This is a genomic window from Pantoea pleuroti (genome assembly GCF_014156615.1).
Classification (GTDB): domain Bacteria; phylum Pseudomonadota; class Gammaproteobacteria; order Enterobacterales; family Enterobacteriaceae; genus Pantoea; species Pantoea agglomerans.
Map to the genome: position 1 here is coordinate 147021 of NZ_SBFD01000005.1, position 14709 is coordinate 161729.

The 14709-nt window shown below is 53.6% G+C and carries 17 protein-coding genes; 11 read left to right on the plus strand and 6 right to left on the minus strand.

The genetic code is table 11. The annotated features are described in order from the left end of the window. Nucleotides 1-42: 42 nt before the first annotated feature. Nucleotides 43-1479, minus strand: a complete 1437-nt coding sequence (gene aspA, locus EPG66_RS13790; protein WP_010251996.1) for an aspartate ammonia-lyase — start codon at nucleotides 1477-1479, stop codon at nucleotides 43-45. A gap of 328 nt (nucleotides 1480-1807) precedes the next feature. Here aspA and EPG66_RS13795 point away from each other — a divergent pair, with 328 nt between their 5' ends. From EPG66_RS13795 to EPG66_RS13815, 5 genes are all read left to right on the plus strand, one after another. Beyond that, nucleotides 1808-2269, plus strand: a complete 462-nt coding sequence (locus EPG66_RS13795; protein ID WP_010251992.1) for an FxsA family protein — start codon at nucleotides 1808-1810, stop codon at nucleotides 2267-2269. Between the two features lie 460 nt (nucleotides 2270-2729). Continuing rightward, nucleotides 2730-3023 (plus strand): co-chaperone GroES, encoded by a 294-nt coding sequence (locus EPG66_RS13800; protein ID WP_010251990.1) that lies wholly within the window; start codon nucleotides 2730-2732, stop codon nucleotides 3021-3023. Nucleotides 3024-3072: 49 nt separating this feature from the next. Next, complete coding sequence (gene groL / locus EPG66_RS13805) at nucleotides 3073-4722, plus strand: chaperonin GroEL (protein ID WP_010251987.1); 1650 nt, start codon at nucleotides 3073-3075, stop codon at nucleotides 4720-4722. Nucleotides 4723-4939: 217 nt separating this feature from the next. Beyond that, nucleotides 4940-5095, plus strand: a complete 156-nt coding sequence (locus EPG66_RS13810; protein WP_010251985.1) for a YegP family protein — start codon at nucleotides 4940-4942, stop codon at nucleotides 5093-5095. A gap of 303 nt (nucleotides 5096-5398) precedes the next feature. After that, nucleotides 5399-5746 (plus strand): DUF4156 domain-containing protein, encoded by a 348-nt coding sequence (locus EPG66_RS13815; protein WP_010251983.1) that lies wholly within the window; start codon nucleotides 5399-5401, stop codon nucleotides 5744-5746. Nucleotides 5747-5799: 53 nt separating this feature from the next. On the opposite strand, the gene epmB is transcribed toward EPG66_RS13815, so the two are convergent. Beyond that, nucleotides 5800-6828, minus strand: coding sequence for an EF-P beta-lysylation protein EpmB (gene epmB / locus EPG66_RS13820; protein WP_064704939.1), 1029 nt, complete (start codon nucleotides 6826-6828; stop codon nucleotides 5800-5802). Nucleotides 6829-6871: 43 nt separating this feature from the next. Here epmB and efp point away from each other — a divergent pair, with 43 nt between their 5' ends. From efp to EPG66_RS13835, 3 genes are all read left to right on the plus strand, one after another. Beyond that, nucleotides 6872-7438, plus strand: coding sequence for an elongation factor P (gene efp, locus EPG66_RS13825; RefSeq protein ID WP_008925396.1), 567 nt, complete (start codon nucleotides 6872-6874; stop codon nucleotides 7436-7438). A gap of 51 nt (nucleotides 7439-7489) precedes the next feature. Next, nucleotides 7490-7621 (plus strand): entericidin A/B family lipoprotein, encoded by a 132-nt coding sequence (locus EPG66_RS13830; protein WP_003848306.1) that lies wholly within the window; start codon nucleotides 7490-7492, stop codon nucleotides 7619-7621. Nucleotides 7622-7723: 102 nt separating this feature from the next. Next, nucleotides 7724-7858 (plus strand): entericidin A/B family lipoprotein, encoded by a 135-nt coding sequence (locus EPG66_RS13835; protein ID WP_003848302.1) that lies wholly within the window; start codon nucleotides 7724-7726, stop codon nucleotides 7856-7858. Between the two features lie 55 nt (nucleotides 7859-7913). Here EPG66_RS13835 and EPG66_RS13840 read toward each other — a convergent pair whose 3' ends face one another. Continuing rightward, nucleotides 7914-8438 carry a lipocalin family protein gene (locus EPG66_RS13840; protein ID WP_010672015.1) on the minus strand — a complete coding sequence of 175 codons (525 nt, stop codon included), beginning with the start codon at nucleotides 8436-8438 and terminating at the stop codon, nucleotides 7914-7916. A gap of 135 nt (nucleotides 8439-8573) precedes the next feature. On the opposite strand from EPG66_RS13840, the gene epmA reads away from it, so the two are divergent. Then, a complete protein-coding gene (gene epmA / locus EPG66_RS13845) occupies nucleotides 8574-9551 on the plus strand; it encodes an elongation factor P--(R)-beta-lysine ligase (RefSeq protein WP_003848297.1) in 978 nt (325 codons plus the stop codon). Nucleotides 9552-9702: 151 nt separating this feature from the next. On the opposite strand, the gene degS is transcribed toward epmA, so the two are convergent. The 3 genes from degS to zapG all read right to left on the minus strand — a co-directional run bounded on the left by degS (nucleotide 9703) and on the right by zapG (nucleotide 12739). Next, a complete protein-coding gene (gene degS / locus EPG66_RS13850) occupies nucleotides 9703-10764 on the minus strand; it encodes an outer membrane-stress sensor serine endopeptidase DegS (protein WP_010251964.1) in 1062 nt (353 codons plus the stop codon). A gap of 89 nt (nucleotides 10765-10853) precedes the next feature. After that, nucleotides 10854-12227 carry a serine endoprotease DegQ gene (gene degQ, locus EPG66_RS13855; RefSeq protein ID WP_031591997.1) on the minus strand — a complete coding sequence of 458 codons (1374 nt, stop codon included), beginning with the start codon at nucleotides 12225-12227 and terminating at the stop codon, nucleotides 10854-10856. Nucleotides 12228-12337: 110 nt separating this feature from the next. Then, entirely contained in the window at nucleotides 12338-12739 is a 402-nt protein-coding gene (gene zapG / locus EPG66_RS13860) for a Z-ring associated protein ZapG (protein ID WP_003848291.1), read from the minus strand. 178 nt (nucleotides 12740-12917) lie between these two features. Between zapG and zapE the strand changes: the two genes are divergently transcribed. Both zapE and rplM read left to right on the plus strand, forming a co-directional pair. After that, nucleotides 12918-14045: a cell division protein ZapE gene (gene zapE, locus EPG66_RS13865; RefSeq protein WP_031592001.1), complete on the plus strand. Its 1128-nt coding sequence runs from the start codon at nucleotides 12918-12920 to the stop codon at nucleotides 14043-14045. 227 nt (nucleotides 14046-14272) lie between these two features. After that, nucleotides 14273-14701, plus strand: a complete 429-nt coding sequence (rplM, locus tag EPG66_RS13870) for a 50S ribosomal protein L13 (protein WP_008925400.1) — start codon at nucleotides 14273-14275, stop codon at nucleotides 14699-14701. The last annotated feature ends 8 nt before the right edge of the window (nucleotides 14702-14709 follow it).

The window sequence follows — 14709 nt, forward strand, 5'->3', positions numbered from 1 at the left end:
TTGATCGCGGTGTGCCTTTTGTTAACCAGCGTCGGTTAAACCTTACTGTTCGTTTTCATCAGTATAACGTTTGGCTTTATAAACCGGGTACATCAGGTTCTGCACCGAGAAGATATCGTCCAGCTCACTTTCCGTCAGCAGGCCGCGCTCCAGCACGACCTCACGTACGCTTTTACCGGTTTCCGCACAGATTTTGCCGACGATGTCGCCGTTGTGGTGGCCGATGTAAGGGTTGAGGTAAGTCACGATACCAATCGAGTTGAAGACATAGGCTTCGCACACCGCGCGGTTGGCGGTAATGCCGTTGATGCACTTCTCCAGCAGGTTGTAGCAGGCGTTAGTCAGAATGCTGATCGACTCAAACAGCGCCTGGCCAATCACCGGCTCCATCACGTTGAGCTGCAACTGGCCCGCTTCAGAGGCCATCGTCACGGTGATGTCGTTGCCAATCACTTTGAAGCAGACCTGGTTTACCACCTCCGGTACAACCGGATTGACCTTGGCGGGCATGATAGAGGAACCCGCCTGCAGCTCTGGCAGGTTGATTTCATTGAGGCCAGCACGCGGGCCAGAGGAGAGCAGGCGCAGGTCGTTACAGATTTTAGAGAGCTTCACCGCCAGACGTTTCAGCGATGAATGGACCATCACATAGGCGCCACAGTCAGAGGTCGCTTCAATCAGATCTTCCGCCGGCACCACCGGCAGGTTGCTGACTTCCGCCAGACGCTGTACCGCCAGGTGCTGATAACCTTCCGGCGTATTGAGGCGGGTGCCGATGGCGGTCGCGCCCAGGTTCACTTCCAGCAGCAGTTCCGCGGTGCGCAGAATGCTTTTGGTCTCTTCATTCAGCAGTACGCTGAAGGCGTGAAATTCCTGCCCGAGAGTCATCGGCACGGCATCCTGCAACTGGGTGCGGCCCATTTTCAGGATGGTCTGGAACTCATCGGCTTTGTGCTGGAAGCCTTCGGCCAGCTGGCTGATGCCATCAAGCAGTTTCAGTAGCGAGCTGTAGACCGCGATGCGGAAACCGGTTGGGTAGGCGTCGTTGGTGGACTGGCATTTGTTCACATGATCGTTGGGGTTGAGGTACTGATATTCCCCTTTCTGGTGGCCCATCAGCTCCAGGCCGATGTTCGCCAGCACTTCATTGGTGTTCATGTTAACCGAGGTCCCGGCACCGCCCTGATAAACATCCACGGGGAACTGGTCCATGCAGCGGCCATTGTTGAGCACTTCGTCGCAGGCCTTAATGATGGTATCGGCAATGTTGCGCGGAATGGTCTGCAGCTCTTTGTTGGCCATCGCCGCCGCTTTTTTTACCATCACCATGCCGCGGACAAATTCAGGTATGTCGCTGATTTTGCTGTTGCTGATATAAAAATTCTCAATCGCACGCAGAGTATGAACGCCATAATAGGCATCCGCCGGAACTTCGCGCATACCTAACAGGTCTTCTTCGATACGAATGTTGTTCGCCATGATAACCTTCTTGTTGTTGCCGCTAACCATCACAAAGGATGTGTTTATTTTGTCGTGGTGTACCCGTGCCGACATATTATCCGTCTTCATAGGGGCGTGTGCGATCATATTCTGATGCATATGAAAAGCACGCATGCAGATCACTTAATGCTGCAGCCTGGTTAACGATATGTGAAGTTGGTTACAAAATTAACCCCGCAGGATAAATTTGACAGGATCGGTTGAAAATGGCGGCGCGGGTGCCCATCTCTTTTCTTATCATCCTCAGGATAAACGCTTTCTGCTGACCGGCACGCTGCCGTTCAGCCCCTACTTACAGGAGAGTACGGTGCGCTGGATACCGTTATTAGTCTTTTTCGTTCTGGCCTGGATTGAGATTTCCCTCTTCATTCAGGTTGCACACGTCATGGGCGTGCTGCTTACCATGCTGCTGGTGGTCTTCACCTCGTGTATCGGCGTCTCGCTGGTCAAAAATCAGGGCATGAAAAACTTTATGCTGATGCAGGAGAAGCTGGCACGTAATGAAAGCCCGGCCAACGAGATGATCAAAAGCGTGTCGCTGATCATCGCCGGTTTCCTGCTGCTGCTGCCTGGTTTCTTTACCGACCTGCTGGGCCTGCTGCTGCTGCTGCCACCGGTGCAGAAGCATCTGACGCTGAAGCTGATGCCTCATCTGCGCGTCTGGCGGGGACCGGGAGCCGGACCAGACAGCGGCTACACCATGGATGGCGAGTTCGAGCGTAAAGACAGCGATCGCCTTGAGCATCATGACGATCACAAGGATCGTTAACCGCAACTGTCACCTCTGAAAGTGCAACCTCCGGGTTGCGTGAGATTGTTGAAAAAACTGACCCGGTCAACTGTGAGACCGGAGCCGCTCAGGGAACAGGGTCAGATCGGAAAGTCGCAAAATCGTCATCCATGACTGCTCGGCCCGCGCCATCCGTGGCGCGGGACGCTTTCCTCTTCTGACCCAGTTTCCTGCGCCCTGAGCTTAGTCGTTGCTGCCAGGGTCACCCTGTTATGAGTTTGTCAGCACACTGGCGCAACCTTCGGGTTGCGTTTTTTATTTGCCCCATTATCTGTTCAAAAAGCCATCACTTATCACTCGCGGGTAAAAAATTTGTTGTCCGCCCCCTTGAAAGTGGGTGGCAGCGGCCCTATCTCTCTGGTCACGAGGCCGGAAGCCATGCAGCCCGGTGTTCAACCCCAAAACTGAATGATTGGACTTCTCAAAGGAGAGCTATCAAATGAAAATTCGTCCATTGCACGATCGCGTTATCGTCAAGCGTAAAGAAGTTGAAGCTAAATCAGCTGGCGGCATCGTGCTGACCGGTTCCGCAGCCGGTAAATCCACCCGTGGTGAAGTACTGGCTGTCGGCAATGGCCGCATCCTTGAGAGTGGCGACATTAAGCCGCTGGACGTGAAGGTTGGCGACATCGTGATCTTCAGCGAAGGTTACGGCGCGAAAACCGAGAAAATCGACAACGAAGAGGTGCTTATCATCTCTGAGAGCGACATTCTGGCCGTTGTTGAAGCGTAATTTTTACGCGTAATTCACTGAACGAAACGAATTTAAGGGATATTTAAAGATGGCAGCTAAAGACGTAAAATTCGGTAATGACGCACGCGTAAAAATGCTGCGTGGCGTGAACGTACTGGCAGACGCAGTAAAAGTTACCCTGGGTCCTAAAGGCCGTAACGTAGTTCTGGATAAATCTTTTGGTGCACCGACCATCACTAAAGATGGTGTTTCTGTCGCACGTGAAATCGAGCTGGAAGACAAGTTCGAGAACATGGGCGCGCAGATGGTGAAAGAAGTTGCCTCTAAAGCGAACGACGCTGCGGGTGACGGTACCACCACTGCAACCGTACTGGCACAGTCTATCATCACCGAAGGCCTGAAAGCGGTCGCAGCGGGTATGAACCCGATGGACCTGAAGCGCGGTATTGACCAGGCTGTTATCGCTGCGGTTGAGAAACTGAAAGCGCTGTCTGTTCCTTGCTCAGACTCTAAAGCGATTGCGCAGGTAGGTACTATCTCTGCTAACTCCGATGAAACCGTGGGCCAGCTGATTGCTCAGGCGATGGAGAAAGTGGGTAAAGAAGGCGTGATCACCGTTGAAGAAGGCACCGGCCTGCAGGATGAGCTGGATGTGGTTGAAGGTATGCAGTTTGATCGCGGCTACCTGTCACCTTACTTCATCAACAAGCCAGAAACCGGTGCGATTGAACTGGAATCTCCGTTCATCCTGCTGGCTGACAAGAAAATCTCTAACATCCGTGAAATGCTGCCAGTGCTGGAAGCCGTTGCGAAAGCCGGTAAACCACTGCTGATCATCGCGGAAGATGTTGAAGGCGAAGCGCTGGCAACACTGGTGGTTAACACCATGCGCGGCATCGTGAAAGTGGCTGCGGTTAAAGCACCAGGCTTCGGCGACCGTCGTAAAGCTATGCTGCAGGATATCGCTATCCTGACCGGTGGTACCGTAATCTCTGAAGAGATCGGTATGGAGCTGGAGAAAGCGGCTCTGGAAGATCTGGGCCAGGCAAAACGCGTTGTGATCAACAAAGATACCACCACCATCATCGACGGTGTGGGTGAAGAGGCGACAATTCAGGGCCGTGTAACCCAGATTCGTCAGCAGATCGAAGAAGCAACCTCTGACTACGACAAAGAAAAACTGCAGGAGCGCGTAGCGAAACTGGCAGGCGGCGTAGCCGTTCTGAAAGTAGGCGCAGCAACTGAAGTTGAAATGAAAGAGAAGAAAGCCCGCGTTGAAGATGCGCTGCACGCAACCCGTGCTGCTGTAGAAGAAGGTGTGGTTGCTGGTGGTGGTGTGGCGCTGGTTCGCGTGGCAGCACAGCTGGTTGATCTGCGTGGTCAGAACGAAGATCAGAACGTCGGTATCAAAGTTGCGCTGCGCGCGATGGAATCTCCACTGCGTCAGATCGTTTCTAACGCCGGTGAAGAGCCATCTGTTGTCGCTAACAACGTGAAAGCGGGCGACGGTAACTACGGTTACAACGCGCAGACTGAAGAGTACGGCAACATGATCGACTTCGGTATCCTGGACCCAACCAAAGTGACCCGTTCTGCTCTGCAGTACGCGGCCTCTGTTGCGGGTCTGATGATCACAACCGAATGTATGGTCACTGACCTGCCAAAAGGCGACGCACCTGATTTAGGCGGCGGCGCTGGCGGTATGGGTGGCATGGGCGGTATGGGCGGCATGATGTAATTGCCGTTGACTGCTTAAGTCATCAAAGAACCCCCGATCGGAAACGGTCGGGGGTTTTTCTTTTTCAGCGTCTGAATGCTGGCAGCAGCAGGAAAAACCCATTAACTTTTTTTATGTTCTGCATCATGGTTTAGTCAGGGCGGGATGCTCTAACGTGGATCCCGGCGCGAAATAGCGCGCTCTGAAAGGGATAAACAGCAGATTAAGGAAAATAAAAATGCACGATAAATGGGAATTTTATAAGGACGAAGCACACAAGTGGCGCTGGAGAAGAACGGCGCCCAACGGCAATATTACCGGCGCCGCCAGTCAGGGCTACGTTAACAAAGCCGATTGCATCGAAAATGCACGACGTAATGGCTACACCGGTTAAGGGCATCACGCTCTGACATCACCCCCGATCGGAAACGGTCGGGGGTTTTTCTTTTGGGTGGGAAAATAGTATAAGTAAGGCGCAATCGTTCGTCTTTCCTCTTGATATGTCACGCTGTCTGCGGCTGCGCCGACTGATCGACTGGCTTCATTTTATTCACCAGCATCGGCACGCTTGCCAGCCTGCAAGCGGCGTGAAATATTGAGACGATATAACGGGATAAGGGCAATGAATGTGCAGAAAGAAAAATCCTTTTTCTGCTACGCTGCCACCCGACTCTGATGATAATAAATGGGGATTACAATGCGGATTAACCTCTTGCTCGGACTGACGGCTGGCGCGTTATTGCTGGCGGGCTGCAGCAGCTCTACGCAACTCTCTTCAGCAGGACAGCGCGTGACGTTTACCGATCAGCAGCCTGGCAATACCTGTCAGCTTCTGGGCAATATTACCGGCTCACAGAGCAACTGGCTGAGCGGTGCAGGCGGCGAAACCAGCGCACTGCGTGGCGCAGCTAACGACCTGCGCAATCGCGCAGCGGAGATGGGCGGTAACGTGATTTATGGAGCAACCAGTCCGACGCAGAACCTGTTGTCCGCGTTTGCGCCACTCGACAGCAAAATGACCGGCCAGGTCTACAAGTGCCCATAATGTGAATCAGGCAGTCTGCCATATTGAACCGGCCAGCCTTTTGCTGGCCGTTTTTATTCCTGACGTAACTGTAAATCTAACGGTGTTTTACTTGGCTCTCCGCCAATTTCACGCGCCAGCTTTGGCACCAGATAGCCGGAGACCTGTGACAGAAGTGCACGCACCAGCTGGCGGGCCTCGTCATCTGACACAAAGAAATGCGCCGCACCCTGTACCTTATCCAGCACGTGCAGATAGTAGGGCAGGATGCCGGCATCAAATAGTGCATTGCTCAGGGTGGCCAGCGTCTGTGCATTATCGTTGACGCCACGCAACAGCACGCTCTGATTCAGCAGAGTCACTCCAGCACGCTTCAGGCTAATCATCGCCTCACGCAGCTCATCATCAATCTCCTGCGCATGGTTGATGTGCGTCACCATCACCACCTGCAGACGCGTCTCGCTTAACATCTGACAGAGCTGATCGGTAATGCGCGCCGGTATCACCACCGGTAAGCGGCTGTGGATGCGCAGACGTTTCAGATGGGGGATCTGTTCCAGCGCGGCGATAAGCCAGGCGAGCTCATGATCTTTCGCCATAAGCGGGTCACCGCCGGAGAAAATGATCTCATCCAGCTCGGGATGATCGGCGATATAGTCCAGTGCAGCCTGCCAGCTACGCTTGTTGCCGGGATTATCCTGATAGGGGAAATGACGACGGAAGCAGTAGCGACAGTTGACGGCGCAGCCGCCTTTTACCAACAATAAAGCCCGGTTTCGGTATTTATGCAGCAATCCAGGTACAACGTTGCTTTGTTCATCGAGCGGATCGGTGCTATAACCTGGCGCATCAGTGAATTCCTGGCGGCGGGTCAGTACCTGAAGCAGCAGCGGGTCGTGCGCATCGCCTTTTTTCATCCGGCGGATGAACGCATGCGGTACACGTAAGGCGAAAAGACGCCGCGCATCCGCACCTTCAGCCAGCTCAGTGTGCTGATCAAGGGCTAAAATCCGCAGTAATTCATCAGGTTCGGTGACAACATCCGCAAGTTGCTGCAACCAATCTTCTCTGGAAGGTGTTTTTAGGGTTACAATGTGTGCCATTTTTTTGGCTTAGTACCAGTGTCAATTTTCGTAGAGGGCCTTCATGGCGACTTATTCTAGCAACGATTTCCGTCCCGGTCTTAAAATCATGTTTGAAGGCGAGCCGTATGCCATCGAATCCAGTGAGTTCGTTAAACCGGGTAAAGGTCAGGCATTCGCGCGCGTTAAAATGCGTCGCCTGCTGACGGGTTCTCGCGTTGAGAAAACTTTTAAATCTACCGACTCCGCCGAAGGCGCTGACGTAGTAGATACCAACCTGAACTACCTGTACAACGACGGTGAGTTCTACCACTTCATGCATCCGGAAAGCTTTGAGCAGTTCCAGGTTGAAGAGAAGACGGTAAACGATGCAGCGAAATGGCTGCAGGATAACGCTGAATGTATCGTTACGCTGTGGAACGGTCGTCCGATCGCCGTTCAGCCGCCGAACTTTATCGAAGCTGAAGTTATCGAAACCGATCCAGGCCTGAAAGGTGATACTGCAGGGACTGGCGGCAAGCCAGCTAAACTCTCTACCGGTGCCGTGGTGAAAGTGCCACTGTTCGTGCAAGAGGGCGAAGTGGTGAAAGTTGACACCCGCTCTGGCGAATACGTGTCACGCGTGAAATAAGATTCGCAGGCGCATCTTCTGGTGCGCCTTTTTCTTGTCTGAGAGAAAAAAATGATCAAGCTGGCAAAATTAATCGCGTTCGCGTTGCTGGTCTCCTCTGCGTTAAGCGCCTGCAACACATTCCACGGTTTTGGCGAAGATGTCTCTCACTTAGGTGGTGCCATTTCGCGAGCAGCAAAATGACCTTAACTGATTGTCCTTTTTAAAGTCTCGCCAGCAGCAACTGCCGGAAATCCGGCTATGCTTAAAGCGCTGTACTTTACATCCATCAAAAAGGACATTGTTATGTTAAAGAAAAGTATTGCTGCGATCTTCTCTGTACTGGTGCTCTCTTCCCTGCTCACAGCTTGTAATACAACGCGTGGCGTAGGTGAAGATGTCGAAGCGGGCGGCCAGGCGATTCAGAACAGCACGAAGTAACCTGTTATTCCAACCGGTACGAAATGCTTTTCGTACCGGCTTGTCAGATTCTGCACTATTTCTGTTTTACCCAGATTAACTCTTCAACCGGGAAACCATCCCGACGCGCCTGATCAACCAGCTTCTCTTTTACGCCCGGCTCCAGCTGGGGTGTGCGTGACAGTATCCAGAGATAGTGGCGATTCGGTCCACATACCAGTGCATAGCGGTAGTCCGGATCGAGAGCAATCACGTTATAGCCGCCATAGAAGGGGCCGAAGAAAGAGACTTTCAGAGAAGCCCGCGTGGGTTCCCCGGTGAAGTAGGCTTTGCCGACGCTCTCCTGCCAGCGCTGCTTTTTGACGTTATAGCCACGGTTGATTACCTTCAGGCCGCCATCTTCACGCGGGCTGTAGTTTGCCGTTACCTGTTCAAGTCCGCGCTCAAAAGGGTGGTTAAGGCGGGCAATCTCATACCACTGACCGAGATAGCGCTGGCTGTCAAAGTTATCTACGACCGTGACGTTCTTTGGCGGCGTAGTGCTGCAGGCGACAGAGAGAAAAGCACTCAGGCTGGCAACAACTGTTTTCCATGGAGACATAGTGGGATTCCTTTGTGATTTAACCGCTTAAGTATAGAAGCCGAAACGCTGTTTTTGGCAGTACGGGCACGAGATTGTTTGCCGCAGGCATTGCAGGTAGACTTCCCCCCCTAATTTGTATCAGGAGTCATCACCATGAGCGAAACGGCAAGCTGGCAACCAAGCGCATCCATCGCCAATTTGTTAAAACGCGCCGCTATTTTAGCAGAAGTGCGTCGTTTCTTTGCCGATCGCGGCGTGCTGGAAGTGGATACGCCGGCGATGAGCCAGGCAACCATTACCGATATCCATCTGGTGCCATTCCAGACGCGTTTTGTCGGGCCTGGCGCGGCACAGGGGCGCGATCTCTGGCTGATGACCAGCCCGGAATATCATATGAAACGCCTGCTGGCGGCGGGCAGTGGCCCGATCTATCAGATGGCGCGCAGCTTCCGCAATGAAGAGGCGGGACGTCACCACAACCCGGAATTCACCATGCTGGAGTGGTACCGGCCGCATTACGACATGTACCGTCTGATGAACGAAGTCGACGATCTGATGCAGCAGGTGCTGGAGTGTGACAGCGCTGAGTCGCTCTCCTATCAGCAGGCGTTTATCCGCCATCTTGAGCTGGATCCGCTGTCAGCGGATAAAGCGCAGTTGCGTGAAGCGGCAGAGAAGCTGGGTGAAGGTGAGCTGGCGCGTGCAGAAGAAGATCGCGATACCTTACTGATGCTGCTGTTTATGCTGGGTGTGGAACCGAAGATTGGTCAGGATAAACCCTGCTTCGTTTATCATTTTCCGGCCAGCCAGGCAGCCCTGGCGGAGATCAGCACCGAAGATCACCGTGTGGCCGAACGCTTTGAGGTCTATTACAAAGGCATTGAGCTGGCGAACGGTTTCCGTGAACTGACCGACAGCCGTGAGCAGCGTCAGCGTTTTGAGCAGGATAACCGTCGCCGTGCGGCGCGCGGCCTGCCTGTGCATCCTATTGATACGTATCTGCTGGATGCGCTGGCGCATGGCATGCCAGCCTGTTCCGGGGTCGCACTGGGTATTGATCGCCTCATCATGCTGGCGTTGAAAGCGGAGTCATTGAGCGATGTCATCGCGTTTCCGGTAGATCGCTGCTAATCGGTTAATCACAAACGATGGCGGATTAGAGGGGAAGGGTTGGCCCGGATGAAGAGCAAAGCGTCCGAGCCAGGATGGCGAGGCCGACCGCCATGGATGGCGGCCTTCTTTGTGATCAGCCGGGCCATCCCTGACCTGGCACAGGTTTCAGCTAACTGCTGCTGTCAGGAAACTCCTGAATGGTGACCGGCAGCGTCAGTTTCTGATCGTTTCGCAGTACCTGCACATCAATCACTGAACCCGGGCGAATTTCTGCCACCTGATCCATGGTCTCCTGCGCGGAGATGGCCGGCTTGCCATTAACGCTGAGCAGCACATCGTTGGCCTGAATCCCGGCTTTATCCGCTGGCCCATCTGGCGTGACCACGCTGACAATAATGCCCTGAACCCGATCCAGATTGCTGCCCTGTCCATGCAGCGGCGGCAGCTCACGCCCGGTAATGCCGATATAGCCGCGGATCACCCGACCATCACGAATCAGCTTATCCATGATTTTCGAGGCTAAAACGGTTGGAATGGCGAAACCAATCCCTTCCGGGGTTTCACCATCACTACTTTTATCGAAGGTCAGGGTGTTAATGCCCATCAGCTCGCCAAGCGAGTTAATCAGCGCGCCGCCGGAGTTACCCTGATTAATTGACGCATCGGTCTGCAGGAAGTTCTGTCGGCCTGATGAACTTAAGCCAACCCGGCCCGTGGCGCTGATAATGCCCTGCGTGACCGTCTGACCGAGGTTATAGGGGTTGCCGATCGCCATCACCACATCCCCGATATGCGCCTGGCGATTTGGATTGATGGGGATAACGGGCAGGCCGGAGGCCGTAATCTTCAGTACCGCCAGATCGGTCATGCCATCGGAACCCACCAGCGTCGCTTCAAAGAAGCGGCCATCCTGAAGCGCCACGATAATTTGATCGGCATTATTGATCACATGCTTATTGGTAAGGATGTAGCCTTTTGCATTCATGATGACCCCTGAACCCAGGGTCGTGATGCCACGGTTATTGTTGCCGTGGGCGCTACGATTGTAAACGTTCACAACGGCAGGCACGGCGCGGCGCACCCCTTGATTGAAGCTAAAGGGCGTTTCGTCTGTAATATTTTCGTGGTTATAGAGGGCGTCGCTGCCCATACGCAGTGCAGGCAGTGCTGCGAGCAAAATACCCGCCACAATCAGGCCCAGCACCACGGCACGCAAAAGTTTAAGAAACATGGTGTTAAATTACGCCAGGGGAGATCGCAGGGGAGAATAGCATGAGAGCGGCGGACACACACGCGCTTGTGTCCGCCGTAATGCGAGGTTTATCTCAACAACAGATAGATACTTTCATCGCCGCGCACCACATTCAGTGCCAGTACCGGCGGTTTCCCTTCCAGTATTTTACGCATTTCAGCAATGGTCTGAACCCGGTTGCGGTTAACGCCGATAATCACATCATCTTTCTGCAGACCAACCTGTTCAGCCGGTGTGCCTTTTTCGATGGTATCGACCTTCACGCCTTTATCACCGGTTTTAGTCTGTCCATCACTCAGGGTTGCGCCCTGAAGCGCGGGTGACATCAGCTGTGCGCTGGCGGTGGTCTGTGCGCTCTGCTCCAGCGTAACGGTAACCGTTAACGGCTTACCTTCACGCAGCAGGCCAAGCTTAACCTGTTCACCTGGCGGCGTGGTTCCCACTTTGACGCGCAGCTCAGCGAAGCTGGTAATCGGCTTATCGTTGATCGACGTAATGATATCGCCTGACTTCACGCCCGCTTTCTGCGCAGCAGATTGCGGCAGGACTTCAGAGACAAAGGCGCCGCGCTGCGCATCGACATTGAACGCTTTAGCCATATCGGCTGTCATTTCAGTGCCTTTGATGCCGAGCTGACCGCGCTTCACTTCACCAAATTTAATCAGCTGCTGCGCGAGGTTCATCGCCATATCACTCGGGATAGCAAAGCCGATACCGATGTTACCGCCGCTGGAGGCGAGAATCGCGGTGTTGATACCGATGAGTTCGCCGTTAAGGTTGACCAGCGCACCGCCTGAGTTGCCACGGTTGATCGCGGCATCGGTCTGAATAAAGTTTTCCAGCCCTTCCAGGTTCAGGCCGCTGCGGCCCAGTGCGGAGATAATACCGGAGGTGGCCGTCTGTCCCAGACCGAACGGGTTACCGATAGCTACCGCGAAATCACCCACTTTCAGCTGGTCAGAGTCCGCGACTTTCACCTGCGTAAGGTTTTTTGCGCCCTGAATCTGAATCAGCGCGATATCAGTCTGCTCATCATGGCCAATCAGTTTGGCTTCATATTCACTGCCGTCGCCAAGCTGTACGTTGATTTTATCCGCACCGTTGACCACGTGATTGTTGGTGAGCACGTAGCCTTTCGCGGCATCGATGATCACGCCAGAACCTAAACCTTCAAACGGCTGTGGCTGACTATTTCCGCCAGGCATCTGACCAAAAAAACGTTTCAGGGGTTCAGGAATATCCTGAGCCTGTGCACCCGAGTCAGTGCCTTCCACGTGCACACTGACCACGGCAGGTAACACTTTCTCCAGCATCGGTGCCAGACTCGGCAGCGGCTGGCCCGCAATTTGTGCTGGCAGCGTTGCCATCGCGTCTGGCGCGGCGGCAAGGCTCATCCCAATACTCAGGGCTAATGCGCTAAACAGGCGTGCTTGTTTTTTCATTGCTACAACGCTCTCGCTGCAAAAGGTGGGAGGAATTAATAAGTGTGACAGTCGTTTGCGGTCAGGGTTCGCAAAAACAGCGGGCGCAGACAGGCTGCGCCCCAAAAAGATTAGTCGCGGGCAGGGCGCTCGCCACGCAGTAAACCGGATGCGCCTTCAGAATAGTCGCGCGGCATCTGCACCGGCACCTGATCGTTGTCCGCTTCGGCTTCAGTCAGCTGATAGGCAAACGGATTTTTCTGGCCAGGCAGATTCGGCAGCAGGTCGTTTGAGCCTTTTGCCATGTGCTGATAGAGCTGACGATAATCACGCGCCATGTTGTCCAGCAGCTCCGCGCTCTGCGCGAAGTGGTTGGTCAGCTCTTCGCGATAATCCGCCAGCTCCGCTTTCGATTTTTCCAGCTCGTACTGCATGCTGCGCTGCTCACGCAGCTTTTTGTTGCCAAAACGCATGGCGACTGCGCCGACAATAATACCTACCACTAAACCAATTAGCCCGTATTCCCAGGTCATAATGACTCCCGTGTTATTTCCATTGTTCCGTAGGGCATTGCACCATTTCAATAATAGTCACTATACCCGTTAATCTAATGGATGTGGAACTCTGGAGCAGCATGGCTTAGTGTAGAACGGCCTTTTTTTCAGCAACTGTGGTATGAATCAGACACCATTCAGGGACTTTGAAACAACAATGCAAACCTCAACTCCGCTTGCACGCTATGAGCAGGCGCTGTCGCAGGGCGAATTCAGGCCCGATGACGTACAACGTGAAGCGATTACCCGTTTAGACGCGCTGCAGCAGGCGCTGGTTGCCCGGCAACAATCCGCCGCGCCTGCCACATCCGGCCTGCTGGGTCGCCTGTCAAAATTGATCGGTAAAGAGAAAATCGAGACGCCACAACCGGTACGTGGACTCTATATGTGGGGCGGTGTCGGTCGCGGTAAGACCTGGGTCATGGATCTCTTTTTTCAGTCTATTCCTGGCGATCGCAAACTACGTCTGCACTTCCACCGCTTTATGCTGCGGGTGCATGAAGAGCTGACGCAGCTTCAGGGGCAGAGCGATCCGTTACTGATTATTGCGGACAAATTCAAAGCGGAAACGGACATCCTCTGTTTTGATGAATTTTTTGTCTCCGATATCACCGATGCGATGCTGCTGGGCACGCTGATGGAAGCGCTGTTTGAACGCGGTATTGCGCTGGTGGCCACCTCGAACATTCCGCCTGATGATCTCTATCGCAATGGTCTGCAACGTGCGCGCTTCCTGCCTGCCATTGAACAGATCAAACGTCATTGTGATGTGATGAATGTGGATGCCGGCATCGACTACCGGTTACGCACGCTGACCTCCGCGCACCTGTGGAACTCTCCGCTGAACAAAGAGACGCACGCTGAAATGGCGCGGATGTTTAAAGCGCTGTCGGGCAGCCAGCCTGAAGATGCGCCGGTACTGGAAATTAATCACCGCCAGATGCCGACGCTGGGCGTCAGCGAGGGCGTGCTGGCGATTAATTTCACCACCCTGTGTGGCGAAGGGCGCAGCCAGCATGACTATATTGCGCTGTCGCGCCGTTTTCACAGTGTGCTGCTGTATGACGTGCCGGTGATGATCTACAAAACCGAAGATCAGGCACGGCGTTTCCTGGCACTGGTCGATGAGTTCTATGAACGGCATGTGAAGCTGGTGGTCGCGGCAGAAACGTCACTGACCGAGATTTATCAGGGTACGCGGCTGAAGTTTGAATACCAGCGCTGTTTATCCCGACTTCAGGAGATGCAGAGCGAAGAGTATCTGCGTTTACCGCACCTGCCGTGAGAATAATCGGGATAAATACCGAAATAGGGTTCGATTTTTGTAACCGACTTCTCTATAATCTTGCGACCCCACGTTACAGCAAAGGATTTTTTTCCCAAATCCTCTGTGTTCCAGTAACTCTATCCGAAGGGGTGGCTTGCTGGTCAAAATGGTCGTGTGAGCCTCATTCGTTTACTTAAGCGTTTGGGATTTCACCAACGTGTAACTTAATTTGGGTAAGCTTTTCGATGAAAACTTTTACAGCTAAACCAGAAACCGTCCAACGTGACTGGTTTGTAGTTGACGCAACGGGCAAAACTTTGGGTCGCCTGGCGACTGAACTGGCGCGCCGTCTGCGTGGTAAGCATAAAGCGGAATACACTCCGCACGTTGATACGGGTGATTACATCATCGTTCTGAACGCAGAAAAAGTTGCTGTAACCGGCAACAAGCGTACTGACAAGATCTACTATCACCACACTGGCCACATCGGTGGTATCAAACAGGCGACCTTTGAAGAGATGATTGCTCGCCGTCCTGAGCGTGTGATTGAGATCGCGGTTAAAGGCATGCTGCCGAAGGGCCCGCTGGGTCGTGCTATGTACCGTAAACTGAAAGTTTACGCAGGCAACGAGCACACCCATGCGGCACAGCAACCGCAAGTTCTTGACATTTAATCGGGATT

What these genes read in the sequence shown, in the direction of transcription:
- aspA (WP_010251996.1), bottom strand. Translation starts at nt 1,479, where the DNA reads ATGGCGAACAACATTCGTATCGAAGAAGACCTGTTAGGTATGCGCGAA.
- EPG66_RS13800 (WP_010251990.1), top strand. Translation starts at nt 2,730, where the DNA reads ATGAAAATTCGTCCATTGCACGATCGCGTTATCGTCAAGCGTAAAGAA.
- groL (WP_010251987.1), top strand. Translation starts at nt 3,073, where the DNA reads ATGGCAGCTAAAGACGTAAAATTCGGTAATGACGCACGCGTAAAAATG.
- EPG66_RS13810 (WP_010251985.1), top strand. Translation starts at nt 4,940, where the DNA reads ATGCACGATAAATGGGAATTTTATAAGGACGAAGCACACAAGTGGCGC.
- EPG66_RS13815 (WP_010251983.1), top strand. Translation starts at nt 5,399, where the DNA reads ATGCGGATTAACCTCTTGCTCGGACTGACGGCTGGCGCGTTATTGCTG.
- epmB (WP_064704939.1), bottom strand. Translation starts at nt 6,828, where the DNA reads ATGGCACACATTGTAACCCTAAAAACACCTTCCAGAGAAGATTGGTTG.
- efp (WP_008925396.1), top strand. Translation starts at nt 6,872, where the DNA reads ATGGCGACTTATTCTAGCAACGATTTCCGTCCCGGTCTTAAAATCATG.
- EPG66_RS13830 (WP_003848306.1), top strand. Translation starts at nt 7,490, where the DNA reads ATGATCAAGCTGGCAAAATTAATCGCGTTCGCGTTGCTGGTCTCCTCT.
- EPG66_RS13835 (WP_003848302.1), top strand. Translation starts at nt 7,724, where the DNA reads ATGTTAAAGAAAAGTATTGCTGCGATCTTCTCTGTACTGGTGCTCTCT.
- EPG66_RS13840 (WP_010672015.1), bottom strand. Translation starts at nt 8,438, where the DNA reads ATGTCTCCATGGAAAACAGTTGTTGCCAGCCTGAGTGCTTTTCTCTCT.
- epmA (WP_003848297.1), top strand. Translation starts at nt 8,574, where the DNA reads ATGAGCGAAACGGCAAGCTGGCAACCAAGCGCATCCATCGCCAATTTG.
- degS (WP_010251964.1), bottom strand. Translation starts at nt 10,764, where the DNA reads ATGTTTCTTAAACTTTTGCGTGCCGTGGTGCTGGGCCTGATTGTGGCG.
- degQ (WP_031591997.1), bottom strand. Translation starts at nt 12,227, where the DNA reads ATGAAAAAACAAGCACGCCTGTTTAGCGCATTAGCCCTGAGTATTGGG.
- zapG (WP_003848291.1), bottom strand. Translation starts at nt 12,739, where the DNA reads ATGACCTGGGAATACGGGCTAATTGGTTTAGTGGTAGGTATTATTGTC.
- zapE (WP_031592001.1), top strand. Translation starts at nt 12,918, where the DNA reads ATGCAAACCTCAACTCCGCTTGCACGCTATGAGCAGGCGCTGTCGCAG.
- rplM (WP_008925400.1), top strand. Translation starts at nt 14,273, where the DNA reads ATGAAAACTTTTACAGCTAAACCAGAAACCGTCCAACGTGACTGGTTT.